This is a genomic window from Nisaea denitrificans DSM 18348 (genome assembly GCF_000426505.1).
Classification (GTDB): Bacteria; Pseudomonadota; Alphaproteobacteria; order Thalassobaculales; family Thalassobaculaceae; genus Nisaea; species Nisaea denitrificans.
The window spans coordinates 31,045-43,660 of the sequence record NZ_AUFM01000011.1; the positions used below are offsets into that span (position 1 = coordinate 31,045).

Consider the following 12,616-nt stretch of genomic DNA (forward strand, 5'->3'; position numbering starts at 1 on the left):
TGCACGTTGTACGATCATTTCTATGGCGTTCGATTTTGACCAGTTCCGCGATCTCTTGCTCGCTCGGCGCGCTGAGCTGAAAGCGGTTATGCAAGCAGCATCCGGAGATGCGGACCCGGTCGAGCTCGACCAGAGCCGGGTCGGGCGCCTCTCTCGTATGGATGCATTGCAGGGACAAGCCATGGCCAAGGAAACGGAACGGCGTCGCGGGGTGGAACTGCGGCGCATTGCGTCCGCTCTGGCCCGTATAGAGGATGAGGATTTCGGCTATTGCGTTTCCTGCGGTGAGGAAATTCCGCTGAAGCGGCTGGAGCTCGATCCCGCCGTCACCACGTGTGTTACCTGCGCTGGAAAATGACCCGGCGTGCGGCATGACCGGTCCGTTAGCAGTCTCCGCACCATGAACGGGATGAGCGCAAGTGGAGACGGAATTCTCCACGATACAGTCTTGTGCTGGTGGAGTTGGCGGCGCCCAGTTGACGTTAAAGGCTCGGCAGAGCAGCATGTCCGCCCCAGTTGCTTACCCGGACGGAAGTTATGGCTAAAATCGAAACGGTCGAGGCGCTACGCGAGATCTATCGGCCTGCCGCTGGGCGTGCAGTCGAGAAGGAACTGAGCGCGCTTGATCCACACTGCAAGCGCTTCATTGAACTCTCTCCCTTTCTGCTGTTGGCGACCCACAATGGGGACGGTGTGGTCGACATCACGCCGCGAGGCGACGGGCCGGGTTTCGTTGCGGTTCCAGATAGCAACACCATCATGATTCCTGACCGGCCGGGGAATAATCGTCTTGATTCATTGACGAATATCCTCTCGAATCCGACATGCTCGGTGATCTTCCTGATCCCCGGCGTTGATGAGACCTTGCGCATTCGCGGCACCGCCGAGATTCGTGACGATGCGGAGCTGCTTGCCGGCTTTGAAATGAAGAAGCGGCTTCCGGCCACCGTGCTGAAGATCAAGGTCGATCTTGCCTTCCTGCATTGCGCCAAGGCGCTGATGCGCTCCCGGCTCTGGGATCCGGAGGTACAGATCGAACGCTCGACGCTGCCGACCCTCGGCAAGATGATCATGGATCAGCTCGGTCTGAAGGACGATGGCGAAAGCCAGGAGCAGATGGTCAAGCGTTACAAGGAAGCGCTTTACTAATCCCGAGCTTCAATCGTCACCCCGACGCAGGTCGGGATCCACCGATCATGGGGTGGCGCGCGTCCTCCATGGACCCCGACCTGCGTCGGGGTGACGACTGTGTGGGCGAGAAGAGCACGTTACCCCGCGGACCCTTCCAGCGCCGGTTTTTCCATCTGAAACAGACGAGCCAGTTCGTCCATCATGGCGCGGACGCGGGGCAGGGTGCGCAGGTCGCGATGCACCAGCATCCACTGGTCGGCGACCACGTCTTCCAGAACCGGAGTGGCGCGGACCAGGTTTGGGTCCGCATCGCCGATGAAGCAGGGCAGGACCGTGACCCCGGCACCGGCGCTCACCGCGAGATGCAGGCTGTTGCCGTTATTGGCCCGCACCACCGGGCTGCGATTGCCGAGCATCTGCCGGAGCCAGGCTTGCCCGGGCATGTAGTGATGTTCCTCGTCGAAACCGATCCATGGCAGGTAGGCGAGGGAGCCGTTCAACGCATCCGCATCTTTCCCGGAACCGCCGATCTGACCGACAAGCTGAGGCGTGCCGTAGACGGCATAATGGAACCGGCCGATCCGGCGCGTGACCAGGTCCGCCGCATCCGGCACCACCTCGCGGATGGAGATATCCGCTTCCCGCCGTGAGAGGTTGGCCATCAAGTGGGTCACGTGCAGTTCGATCTCGATTTCCGGCAGCCGGTCGCGCAACTGGGCGAGGTGCTGGGTCAGAAAATGCATCATGTGCTCGCCGACAGATATCCGCACCGTGCCGCGCGCCGTGTCCGTCAGGCCGAGGCTGCGCCGCTCGATGGCCTGCGCCGCATCGTCCATTGCCTGCACGTCGGACAGCAATTGCTCGGCGGCTGGTGTCAGCACATAGCCATCCGGTAGCCTGTCGAACAGGCGGGCGCCGATAGCGTCTTCCAGCGACTTTACCCGCCGGGCCACGGTCGGGTGGCTCACATTGAGCGCCTTAGCGGCCGCCGTCAGGCTCCGCTCGCGCGCTAGGGTCAGAAATACCCGGTAATCGTCCCAATCGGTCAGCATGGCGGTACCTTAATGCGAGTGGCTCGCAATGTGGCGGTACAAAATTGTTCGCTGCGTTGCGAAATTTGTCCAGTCCCGGAATATTATCTTTCGAATATTCTGATCCCGATTGGAATAAGGGCCAGCCGGTCCGGACCGTCCGAAGGGAAATCATCATGCATTTCGAAACCAGACTGTGGCAGTTCACCGAAGGGGTTCGTGGCCGGATTTCATGGGCCATCCTGATCGGCTTGCTCGGGGTCAGTCTCGGTGTCGCCCGGCTCGGCCTTCTGGGCTGGCTGATCGGCCGGATCTTCTCCGGCGACGCGCTGGAAGATCTCTGGCCCTCTATCGCCGGTATAGCGCTGGTGATGATCGCCCGTGGCTGGGTCGAGCAATGGCGTAACATGGTGGCGCACGAGACGGCGGCCAAGGTGCAGGTCAGTCTGCGCCGGAAGGTCTATGACAAGCTGGCCAGCCTCGGCCCGGCTTATGTCGGCCGGGAACGGTCGGGTGCCATCACGCTGGCCCTGACCGATGCTGTGGACCGGCTGGAAGTCTATTTCGGACAGTATCTGCCGCAACTTGCGGTCTCCCTGCTGGCACCGCTGCTGATTTTTGCTTTCGTGGCCTGGATCGACCTGCCGGTGGCGTTGGTCATGCTGGTGTTTGCGCTGCTTGCGGTGTTCGCGCCGGCACTCTGGCACAGCTCGAACGAGCGCAGCGCCCGCCGCCGGCAGGAAGCCTATTCCTCCTTTGCCGCCGAGTTTCTGGATTCCCTGCAAGGCCTCGCCACCCTGAAGGCCTTCGGCCAGAGCAAGGCGCGCGGCGATACGCTGGAAGTGAAGGCGCGGGAAGTGTTCCGCAGCACCATGTGGGTGCTGAGCGGCAACGTGCTGGCCCGCGGCATCACCGACAGCTCGATTGCCTGCGGAGCCGCCGCCGCGCTCGGGCTCGGCGCCTGGCGGGTGACGGAAGGCCAGCTAGAGCTGACGTCACTGCTGGTCATCATGATGCTCGGCGTCGAGGTGTTCCGGCCGATGCGGGAGCTGCGCAACGTGCTGCACGAAGGCATGGTCGGGCTGTCTGCCGCCAAAGGCATATACCGGGTGCTGGACGGCAAGCCGGATGTGGAGGACGCGGTTGCGTCTAGCACTGCGCCGCTTCAGGCTTCAATTACCTTCGAAGATGTCGGCTTCCACTATCCGGGCGCGCCGCGCACCGTGCATGACGGGCTCAGCTTTGCCGTGAAGCCGGGAGAGCGGATCGGTCTCGTCGGCCCGAGCGGCTGCGGCAAGAGTTCTGTCGTCCGTTTGCTGCTGCGTTTCTTCGATCCGACGGAAGGCCGCATCCTGCTTGGCGGCAAATCGCTCGATACGCTGTCCTTCGAGCAGATCCGCTCCATGATCTCGGTGGTGAACCAGGACACGTTCCTGTTCCACGGCACGGTGGAGGAAAATATCCGCATGGGCCGGCCCGAGGCGGACCACGAAGCCGTGGTTTCATCCGCTCAAGCTGCCAACATCCATGATTTCATCGAAGGCCTGCCCGAAGGCTACCAGACGGTAATCGGCGAGCGCGGCATCAAGCTTTCCGGCGGTCAACGTCAGCGCATGGCGATTGCCCGGGCCCTGCTGCGCGACACGCCGATCCTGATCCTCGACGAAGCCCTGTCGGCGGTGGATGCTGAGAACGAGGCGGTCATCCAGGACGCCCTCAACCGGCTGATGAAAGGCCGGACCACGCTGGTTCTGGCGCATCGTCTCTCCAGCGTTATCGATTGCGACCGCATTCTGGTGCTGAACGAGGGCAAGGTCGCCGAGGAAGGTCCGCATGGCGCGCTGATGAAAGCAGGCGGCCTGTATGCCGGGCTGATGGCGGAGCAGGCCCGCGAAGCGGACGCAGCGGAAGCAGCGGAACCGTTGGTACGGGACGAGGCGGCGAAACCCGCAGCGGAAAGCCTTGCCGACGTTCCGGGCGGTGCCATGCAGGCGCCGACCGAAGGCATCATCAAGGCCGAGGGGCTGACCTGGACGCAGGTTGTCACAGAGCTGATGAAGGTCATCATGCCGTGGAAGGGCAAGCTGGTGCTGACCTTTCTGTTCGGCGTGCTCCGGGTGCTCGGTTTTATCGGTGTCGGCGTGCTCAGCGCCTTTGTCGTGCTGGCCCTGAAGAACGGCACGGATTTCACCCCCTATCTCTGGGGGCTGGCGGTGGTGGCGCCGCTGTCCGGCGTGTTGCACTGGCTGGAATCCTGGCTCGCCCATGACATGGCTTTCCGGCTGCTGGCGGAGATGCGGATCGATACCTTCCGCAAGCTGGATGCGCTTGCACCGGCCTATCTGGTGCGGCGGCGCACCGGCGACCTGATGACACTGGTCACCCACGATATCGAGCTGGTGGAGTATTTCTTCGCCCATACGGTGGCGCCGGCTTTCGTCGCCATCCTGGTGCCGGCCGGTGTGCTGGTCTGGCTCGGTATGGAAAACCCGATACTGGCCCTGACATTGCTGCCGTTTCTCGTTGCCGTCGGCCTCAGCCCGTTCCTGATGCGCGGCCGGGTCGACACGCTCGGCTCGGAAGCTCGAGAGGCATCGGGTGAGCTTGGCGCTTTCGCGGTGGATAGCGTGCAGGGGCTTGGCGAGATCGTGGCTTTCCAGCAGGAAGGGCCGCGCGGTGACAAGCTGGACGCACTTGGCCAGCGCCATATCGATCTCCGCCTGCCGTTCTTCCGGGAGCTGACGGCACAGCAGAGCCTGCTGGAAGCCCTGACAGGCCTTGGCGGTCTGGCGGTGGTGGTTGTTGGCGCCTGGCTCACGGCGTCCGGTGTGATCCAGGTGGCTGTACTTCCGCTGCTCACCATTCTTGCCATGGCGGCCTTCCTGCCGGTCTCCGAGATCGCGCAGATCGGCCGTCAGCTCGCAGACACGCTGGGTTCGACCCGGCGGGTCTATGCCCTGAATAACGAGCCTGTACCGGTGACGGACGGTCCGGGCGGTCCCGATCAGTCCGGGCCGGTGTCAATTACGCTGGAAGACGTTGATTTCCGCTATCCGGGGCAGAGCCGCCGGGCCATCCGGGACTTCAGCCTGACAATTCCGGCGGGCAAGACGGTGGCGCTGGTCGGCACGTCCGGCGCGGGCAAGACGACACTTGCACAGATGCTGATGCGGTTCTGGGATCCGGACGCTGGCCGCGTGCTGATGGATGGCACGGATCTGAAGGACTACAAGCTGGACGATCTGCGCGGCCGGATAGCGCTGGTGGCGCAGGATACCTACCTGTTCAACGACACGCTCCGCGCCAACATCATGCTGGCCCGGCCCGAGGCCAGCGAAGCGGACCTGGAGGCGGCGGTGCGCCATGCATCGCTCGGCGATCTGGTCGATATGCTGCCGGACGGGCTCGACACCAAGGTCGGCGAACGCGGCACCAGTCTTTCAGGAGGTCAGCGTCAGCGTGTCGCCATCGCGCGGGCTTTCCTGAAGGACGCACCGGTGCTGATCCTGGACGAAGCCACCTCTCATCTGGATGCGGCGAACGAGCGGGCTGTTCGGGAAGCGCTGGACCGGCTGCAGAGCGACCGCACCACCATCGTCATCGCCCATAGGCTCTCGACTATCCGAAACGCGGACATGATCGCGGTGTTGAGCGAGGGCACGCTGGTTGAAACCGGATCTCACGAGGAATTGGTGGCGAAGGGCGGGCTCTACGCCCAGCTCGTCTCCCACCAGCTCGCCTCGGCAGTGGCGGCTGAGTAAAAATATCACCGTCATCCCGGCCGGAGAGCCGGGACCTAGGTGATCAATGGGCTGGCCCCTGCATCCCTAGGTCCCGGATCAAGTCCGGGATGACGAATCATTTTGTTTATTCCAGCGTTTCCAGCAGGCGGACCCACATTTTCGCGCGGGGTTCGAGGGAGGAGAAATAGATCTTCTCGTCCAGCGTATGGGCGCCTTCACCGTCGGCGCCGAGGCCGTCCAGAGTGGGAACGCCGAGAGCTGCGGTGAAGTTGCCGTCGCTGCCGCCGCCGGTGGTCTCGGCCGCGACCAGTTCGAACCCGGCCTCGGCCGCGCAGGCCTTGGCATGTTCGAACAGCTTCATGCTGGCGTCGGTGGCTTCCATCGGCGGGCGGTTCATGCCGCCGATGACCTCGACAGTGACGTCCGGGTTCTGGGCCGTCAGGCCGAGGATTTTGGCGGTCATCTCTTCGCCATCTTCCTTCGTGAGGACCCGGAGATCGATTTCAGCCACCACATCCCGGGCCACCACATTGACGGCGGTGCCGCCGCTGATGATACCGACATTGGTGGTCACGCCGCGCTCAAGGTCCACCAACGCATCAATAGCCTTGATCTGGTTGGCAAGCTCACTGATGGCACTGCGGCCGTCCTGATACCTGGCTCCGGCATGGGCCGGCCGGCCGGTGATGGTCATGGTGAAACGGCCGACGCCCTTGCGCGCGATCACAACCTTGCCGCCATCGCGGGCCGGCTCGGTGACCAGCACATATTTCGCCTTCCGCGCCTCTTCCTCGATGAATTGCTGGGACATCGGGCTGCCGACCTCTTCCTCGGAGACATAGAGGAAGGTCACCGGCAGGCTGGTCTTCCGGCCGAGGCGTTGCAGGTGGCGGTAGGCGTAGTAGGGCAGGTAGGCACCCGCCTTCATGTCGTAGATGCCGGGGCCATAGACCTCGTCGCCTTCTCGGCGGATTTTCAGCGCGCCATCCTTCACACCGATCGGGTGCACCGTGTCGATATGGCAGAGGACCAGGATGCCTTTTTCGCCACTCGCATTCTCGGTCCGCGCCCGGATGATATCGCCGAAACCGTCCCGCCCCGGTGTGCGCTCGATGGCAAGTCCAAGGCCGTCATAGAGCCCCTGTACCTTGTCGGCGACCTTGTTGACTGCGTCCTTGTCTGTGGTCGGGCTTTCCGCCTCGACCCAGTCCAGGATGCCTTCGAGGATTTCTTCGGGTTCGATCTTTGGAGTGTTCGACTGCTGAGCGGAGTCCGGGCTCATCTGGGCGTGGCCTTTCGCGGTTGGTTTGGTCGTCGTCAGGTTGGTTTGTGCGCTGTGTCTTCCGGCGGGAGACGCCGGAACGTGACGGGATCCTTGAAACCCCTTATAGCGCGGCGATCCTGTTCCAACCAATGCGTTTTGAGAACTTCCGCCGCCGCCGGATCGCTGGCGATAGCCTCACTGATGACGATTTCTCCCGCTCCGGCCTCACCCTGCAGGCGGGCGGCCATGTTCACGGTGCTGCCGAAGTAATCGAGCCGCCCGTTCAGGGTGACGGCGATGCAGGGACCCGTATGCAGTCCGAGTTTCAGGCCGATCGGAGTGGCGGGATGTTGCTGGTTGAATTCCAGCACATGGCTGCGGATATCGAGCGTGGCGCGCAGTCCGTTCTCCGGCTCGGCGAAGGAGGCCATCACCGCGTCGCCGATTGTCTTCACCACCCCGCCGTCATGCTCGCGCACGATGCGGGATAGGAAATCGAAATGCTCGCGCACGAGCCCGTAGGCCGGCGCATCGCCGATCTTCTCGTAGAGTGCCGTTGAGCCGCTGAGATCGGTGAACATCAGCGTGATATGGGCAATGCCGACCTCGTCGCCGCCACGCAACACGTCCTCGGCAAAGAGATGGCGGAAGGCCTGCATGGTGGTGACACGATGGGCCGTGAGCGCGTCCTCGGCCCAGTCCCGCGCCTCGACGATGACGACCCGGGGACGTTGGCAGCGGTTCTTCAGCATGATCGCCGCGTCAGCCGCTCCGTCTGTCTCCGATGCGATATCCTCTTCCTCGACCGCTACGGAGGGGAAGCCGCCACCCGAAAAATCGAGAATCCGCTCCGGCCCGGGCTCCAGTGTCCGTATCCGGTAAGAGCCCGGTGCGAGCTCGGTCTCGACGCTCTCGCTTTCGCCCGGTGCGATCCTTACCTGCAGGCGGACATGGGGTGTCGACATCGGGCCGAAGAGACAGAATTCGCCGTGCACCACCTTGCGGATGCTGGCCGCCGGCTGGAAGGTCAGCTCGACATTGCGGGCGAAATCCCTGTCGTAGCTGACGTTGCAGGATGGACAGTGCGCGCCCTGCGGCAGCGCTTCGAGCGAGGATTCGGAAATCTTGGCGCCTTTGCAGCGTGGACAGAGCAGGTCCCAGCGGCTTTCCAGAAGCCCGTCCTTCACAGCTTGCAGGCACAACTCGATGACATGCCGTTCGTCCTGCTCCCACTGCCGGGCGAGGCGCAGGGGGCGGATATGCATCAGGTCGACTTCCTGAGCGGAAAGCAGCCAGTCCGCGAGCTTGCGCCCTAGGCCGTGGCCGTAGTGCGAGACGTCGAGACGGGTGAGCACACTCTCGAGGCGCTTGCTGTGCGCTTCGTCCAGTTCCATCGGTTCTGTCGGGTAGGGTGTCTCGATTTGCTCCTTTGCCCATTCCTCGATCCGGTTGGCTATGAGGATGAAGTTCCGTTCGTTTACCGGAAAGATGACGTTATGGGCGAGGATGCGGCCGATCAGGTTCCGCGGCTCTATATCGGTGCGGTAATGCACCATACAGCCTTCGCCGTTCGGGACGTCCTCGAAACGGACATGAACGTTGAGCTGTTTAAGCGGGCCCTTGAGGAAGAGACGGCGGTGCCGGAACCAGTTGCCGGTCGACCATTCCTGCGGGATGTCTTCCCAATTCAAGGTAAGGAAGCCGATCCTGGCGGTGGCGTAGAACCGGACGCTGCCGTCCGGCTGCGGCTCTTCGCGGATATCATGTTTTGGCAGGCCGACAGATTCGTTATAGCGAGCCGTGTCAGCCAGAGCTTCCCAGACCCGGGCTCGGGGAGCCTCGAGGTGGCGGACGAACTCTCGCGACAACATCCCGCTCACGGTGATTTGCCTTCGTCCACCTTCCGGGAGGCCAGAAACTCCTCGCCGAGCGGGACATAGAAGGCCGCTGCGAAACCGGCCAATTCGCGGGCCGGAATATTGAAGGGCGGTTTCACGCCGCCGCGAAAATGGGTGCGCACCAGATGCTGCCAGGTTTCGATCCGGGGCTTCCCCTCCCGGTCGCAGACATGATCGAACCAGCGCTTGCCGACGGCGACATGGGTGATCTCGTCATCGAAGATGATCTGCAGGATGGCCGAACTTGCCTCGTCTCCGACCTCGCGCATCTTGGTGACCATCGCCGGGGTGACGTCGAGGCCCCGCGCTTCCAGCACCAGCGGCACGATGGAAAGTCGGGCCAGCAGATCGTGCGCGGTCTCTGTCGCCGCGCCCCAGAGCCCGTCATGGGCGTTCAGGGCGCCATAATGGGAGCCAAGCCCTTCCAGCCGGTCGGCGATCAGAAGGAAATGCTTCGACTCATCGTCGGCGACCTTCATCCAGTCTGTATAGAAGCCTACGGGGAGATCGTGACCGGTATAGCGGGCGATGATGTCCCAGGAGAGGTCGATGGCGTTGAGCTCGATATGAGCCAGCGCGTGCAGCAGGGCGATCCGGCCGGCGGGAGCTGCGGTGATCTTGCGTTTCGGCACCTCACGTGGCGGCCGCAGGGCGGGAAGGGGCGGTCGAGCCGGGCGGTCCGGCGGTGCCGCTTTGCCGATGTCACTGATGGTTCCGTCTTTCCAGGCTGCGACCACGGCCTGGCCGAGCGTTGCCTTCTCTCGGGTGTCGCCGGTTTCAAGCACGGCGACGGCGGCTTCGGCCAAACTCTGGAACTGTTTCACGCGGGACATGCCGATCCGGTCACTTTCACGATCCATTTCGATGGTTGTACGCGCGCGGTGTCCGGTTGGTCCACTTTTGGCGGCGTTGCAGGTACGCAGGGCGGCGGCCTATAACCGGATCTTGATCACGGAGCGATGACCATGATAGCGACTACCCTGTTTTCAGAGCGCGGCGGCAAGGCAGATCTTGAGGAAGGCTCGACCTTCCAGCCGAAATTCGACGCGGACGGCCTGATCCCCTGCATCACCCAGCATGCGGAGACAGGCGAGGTGCTGATGTTCGCCTTCATGAACCGGGAGGCGCTGACGAAGACGCTGGAGCTGGGCGAAGCCGTTTACTGGAGCCGCTCCCGGTCTGAGATCTGGCACAAGGGCGCGACAAGCGGGCATGTCCAGAAGGTGGTCGAGCTTCGGGTTGATTGCGATCAGGACGTGGTGCTGCTGAGAGTTCTTTCCGGTCCAGCCTGCCATGTCGGCTACGATAGCTGCTTTTACCGGGGTGCCCGGATCGAGAATGGCAAGGCCGTGCTCAATGTCGTCAAGGACGGCAAGACCTACGATCCGGATGCGGTCTATGGCAAGAGGGGGTAGACCGCATGGCTGAAATCGAAATTGTCCTGCCAGCAATCGAGGCCGCCGATACGGTGGTCGAGACCGATGCCGGGCGGTTCCGTGTGATCGGCCAGCACATTCCGGAAAAGCGGGTGATGGTGGACCCGGCAATATTGCGGGATCTCGTCAAGGCTGCCCGTGCGGCGGCAAAGAACGCGCACGTACCCTATTCGCACTTCCATGTCGGTGCCGCCGTCATCATGGCGGACGACCCGGAAGGCTCCGTCATCACCGGAGCCAATATCGAGAATGCCTCCTACGGCGCCACAATCTGCGGAGAGCGTAACGCGCTGCATGCCGCCGCTGGCAAAGGGTTCCGCCGGATCAAATTCCTCGCCTTGTCGACGGCGGACAGCCTAGACGGCCCGCTCCCGGACCGCTCACCCTGCGGCATCTGCCGTCAGGTCATACGGGAATTCATCGAACGCGATGAGGCGCAGGACGCTGCTCTGATTCTGATGGATACAGGCGATGCGGATCTCACCGCCGACATTCTCGATATCGATCGGCTGCTGCCCTACGGATTCCGGCTTTAGGTCCTTGCCGGACACCGACTCTACTGGAAGAGACCAAGCAGGGTTTGCGGTCGCTGATTGGCGAGGCTTAGTGTCTGGACTGCGAGTTGCTCCTGCACCTGGAAACTTGTCAGGCGCGCGCTTTCCCGGGCCAGATCTGCATCGACGATATTGCCGAGACCTTCCTCCACTGCGTCGCGCTGACTTTCCAGGAATTCGGTCTGCAGTTCGAGTGCGCGCATGTCGGCCCCCAGCTCACCAAGAGCCTCACCGATCCTCTCCATTTCCTCTTCCCAGATGTCCAGGGCGTCGAGGGCATTTGCCGACGTGCTGACATCTTCGTTGTTGAGGCGGGCGTAGCTAAAATCGAGATGATGGCCCCGGACGGTCAGCGTACCGCCGTTGATATTTGAGAGAACGTTGATGTTGTTCGGAGTGCCGAGGGCGAGGTTAAAGGCAATGGCATTTTCAACGACGACGTTCTCACCATTAAAAGACGAATTTTCCAGGATCTGGCGGAACTGCGCGACCAATTCGTCATAATCGTTCTGAAGAATTTGCTGCTGCTGAGCGGTGTTGGCCGGATTGGCGGCTTCGGTGATTTTCTTCCGGATGTCCGCCATTAGGTCCGACACGGCTGTCGCGCCGGCTATACCCACTTTGGCGACGCCTTTGGCGTTATTCAGACCCTTGATGACGGCATCGATTGCCCTGATCTCGGTCCTGACACCTTGTGCAATGGCGAAGTTCGATGCGTCCGCAACCGCACCCGTGACGCGCAAACCCGTTGATACCCGGTTTTGCACCGTACTGAGGGAGCGCTGGATCGCCCCAAAGTTTCTGAGGGCGGTCAGGCTCGAAGGATTGGTCAATATCGAGGTCATTCTGACCACGCTTTCGCAATTTCAAACTGTGAAAGGTGGTTAATATATCATATTTTACATAATTGCAAGAATAGTTACGGCTGTGTGTTTTTTGACTGTGCCAAATCAGCCTCGTCTTTGCGGGGCGACGCTAAGGACTTCAAAACAAAACAATCTGTCCAGACCTCGCATCCAACAGGGAAAACGCTGGATGCGAGGCCGGATTAAAGTCGGTTGGTTAACGAACCGGCTGCTTCCAGGCTGAGACTAGAGGCTTTTTGCTGCCTCGAGCACGGCGTCGGCGTGACCCGGCACTTTCACCTTGCGCCATATGTTCCGCACGATGCCTTCACCGTCTATCAGGAATGTCGCCCGTTCGATCCCCATGTATTTCTTGCCATACATGTTCTTTTCGACCCAGACGCCGTAGCGTTCGCAGACGCCGCTTTCCTCGTCCGAGGCCAGCATGAAGGGCAGGTCATACTTGGCCTTGAACTTGTCGTGCTTGGCGACCGGGTCTTTGGAGACACCGATGATCTCCGCATCGATGCCGGAGAAGTCGGGCATGGCGTCCCGGAATGCGCAGGCTTCCTTGGTGCAGCCGGGCGTGTCGTCCTTTGGGTAGAAATAGAGCACCACTTTCTTGCCCTTCATCGCGGCGAGCGAAACGCCGCCGCCGCTATCGGCCGCCATGCTGAATTCAGGTGCCTTTTCGCCGACATCGACCATGAAAAC

The 12,616-nt window shown here is 62.1% G+C and carries 11 protein-coding genes; 5 read left to right on the forward strand and 6 right to left on the reverse strand.

Annotated features, from left to right (window positions below):
- Positions 1 to 22: 22 nt before the first annotated feature.
- Together K328_RS0100940 and K328_RS0100945 are read left to right on the forward strand one after the other, a co-directional pair.
- Positions 23 to 358: a TraR/DksA family transcriptional regulator gene (locus tag K328_RS0100940; RefSeq protein WP_028464363.1), complete on the forward strand. Its 336-nt coding sequence runs from the start codon at positions 23 to 25 to the stop codon at positions 356 to 358.
- Positions 359 to 537: 179 nt separating this feature from the next.
- Entirely contained in the window at positions 538 to 1,149 is a 612-nt protein-coding gene (locus K328_RS0100945; RefSeq protein WP_028464364.1) for a pyridoxamine 5'-phosphate oxidase family protein, read from the forward strand.
- Positions 1,150 to 1,268: 119 nt separating this feature from the next.
- On the opposite strand, the gene K328_RS0100950 is transcribed toward K328_RS0100945, so the two are convergent.
- Positions 1,269 to 2,183: a LysR family transcriptional regulator gene (locus K328_RS0100950; RefSeq protein ID WP_028464365.1), complete on the reverse strand. Its 915-nt coding sequence runs from the start codon at positions 2,181 to 2,183 to the stop codon at positions 1,269 to 1,271.
- Positions 2,184 to 2,338: 155 nt separating this feature from the next.
- On the opposite strand from K328_RS0100950, the gene K328_RS0100955 reads away from it, so the two are divergent.
- Positions 2,339 to 5,923 (forward strand): ABC transporter ATP-binding protein/permease, encoded by a 3,585-nt coding sequence (locus K328_RS0100955; protein ID WP_028464366.1) that lies wholly within the window; start codon positions 2,339 to 2,341, stop codon positions 5,921 to 5,923.
- 106 nt (positions 5,924 to 6,029) lie between these two features.
- Here K328_RS0100955 and K328_RS0100960 read toward each other — a convergent pair whose 3' ends face one another.
- The 3 genes from K328_RS0100960 to K328_RS0100970 are packed head-to-tail and all read right to left on the reverse strand — an operon-like array spanning position 6,030 to position 9,927.
- Positions 6,030 to 7,187, reverse strand: a complete 1,158-nt coding sequence (locus K328_RS0100960; protein ID WP_051284252.1) for a M20 family metallopeptidase — start codon at positions 7,185 to 7,187, stop codon at positions 6,030 to 6,032.
- Positions 7,188 to 7,222: 35 nt separating this feature from the next.
- A complete protein-coding gene (locus K328_RS0100965; RefSeq protein ID WP_028464368.1) occupies positions 7,223 to 9,040 on the reverse strand; it encodes an adenylate/guanylate cyclase domain-containing protein in 1,818 nt (605 codons plus the stop codon).
- A gap of 5 nt (positions 9,041 to 9,045) precedes the next feature.
- A complete protein-coding gene (locus tag K328_RS0100970; protein WP_245577367.1) occupies positions 9,046 to 9,927 on the reverse strand; it encodes a ferritin-like domain-containing protein in 882 nt (293 codons plus the stop codon).
- Positions 9,928 to 10,032: 105 nt separating this feature from the next.
- Between K328_RS0100970 and hisI the strand changes: the two genes are divergently transcribed.
- Positions 10,033 to 10,482 (forward strand): phosphoribosyl-AMP cyclohydrolase, encoded by a 450-nt coding sequence (gene hisI, locus K328_RS0100975; RefSeq protein ID WP_156901142.1) that lies wholly within the window; start codon positions 10,033 to 10,035, stop codon positions 10,480 to 10,482.
- 5 nt (positions 10,483 to 10,487) lie between these two features.
- Positions 10,488 to 11,039, forward strand: a complete 552-nt coding sequence (locus K328_RS21975; protein WP_051284254.1) for a cytidine deaminase — start codon at positions 10,488 to 10,490, stop codon at positions 11,037 to 11,039.
- Between the two features lie 20 nt (positions 11,040 to 11,059).
- Here K328_RS21975 and K328_RS0100985 read toward each other — a convergent pair whose 3' ends face one another.
- Together K328_RS0100985 and bcp are read right to left on the reverse strand one after the other, a co-directional pair.
- On the reverse strand, positions 11,060 to 11,902 hold the full coding sequence (locus tag K328_RS0100985; protein ID WP_028464371.1) for a flagellin: 843 nt from the start codon (positions 11,900 to 11,902) through the stop codon (positions 11,060 to 11,062).
- A 246-nt stretch (positions 11,903 to 12,148) separates the two neighbouring features.
- The gene (bcp, locus tag K328_RS0100990) at positions 12,149 to 12,610 is read right to left on the reverse strand and encodes a thioredoxin-dependent thiol peroxidase (RefSeq protein WP_036552992.1); all 462 of its coding nucleotides are present in this window, start codon (positions 12,608 to 12,610) and stop codon (positions 12,149 to 12,151) included.
- Positions 12,611 to 12,616: the final 6 nt, after the last annotated feature.

Excerpts from the sequence above, each read along its gene's own strand:
- K328_RS0100950 (WP_028464365.1), bottom strand. The coding sequence starts at position 2,183 with ATGCTGACCGATTGGGACGATTACCGGGTATTTCTGACCCTAGCGCGC.
- K328_RS0100955 (WP_028464366.1), top strand. The coding sequence starts at position 2,339 with ATGCATTTCGAAACCAGACTGTGGCAGTTCACCGAAGGGGTTCGTGGC.
- K328_RS0100945 (WP_028464364.1), top strand. The coding sequence starts at position 538 with ATGGCTAAAATCGAAACGGTCGAGGCGCTACGCGAGATCTATCGGCCT.
- K328_RS0100960 (WP_051284252.1), bottom strand. The coding sequence starts at position 7,187 with ATGAGCCCGGACTCCGCTCAGCAGTCGAACACTCCAAAGATCGAACCC.
- hisI (WP_156901142.1), top strand. The coding sequence starts at position 10,033 with ATGATAGCGACTACCCTGTTTTCAGAGCGCGGCGGCAAGGCAGATCTT.
- K328_RS0100985 (WP_028464371.1), bottom strand. The coding sequence starts at position 11,902 with ATGACCTCGATATTGACCAATCCTTCGAGCCTGACCGCCCTCAGAAAC.
- K328_RS0100940 (WP_028464363.1), top strand. The coding sequence starts at position 23 with ATGGCGTTCGATTTTGACCAGTTCCGCGATCTCTTGCTCGCTCGGCGC.
- bcp (WP_036552992.1), bottom strand. The coding sequence starts at position 12,610 with ATGGTCGATGTCGGCGAAAAGGCACCTGAATTCAGCATGGCGGCCGAT.
- K328_RS21975 (WP_051284254.1), top strand. The coding sequence starts at position 10,488 with ATGGCTGAAATCGAAATTGTCCTGCCAGCAATCGAGGCCGCCGATACG.
- K328_RS0100970 (WP_245577367.1), bottom strand. The coding sequence starts at position 9,927 with ATGGATCGTGAAAGTGACCGGATCGGCATGTCCCGCGTGAAACAGTTC.
- K328_RS0100965 (WP_028464368.1), bottom strand. The coding sequence starts at position 9,040 with ATGTTGTCGCGAGAGTTCGTCCGCCACCTCGAGGCTCCCCGAGCCCGG.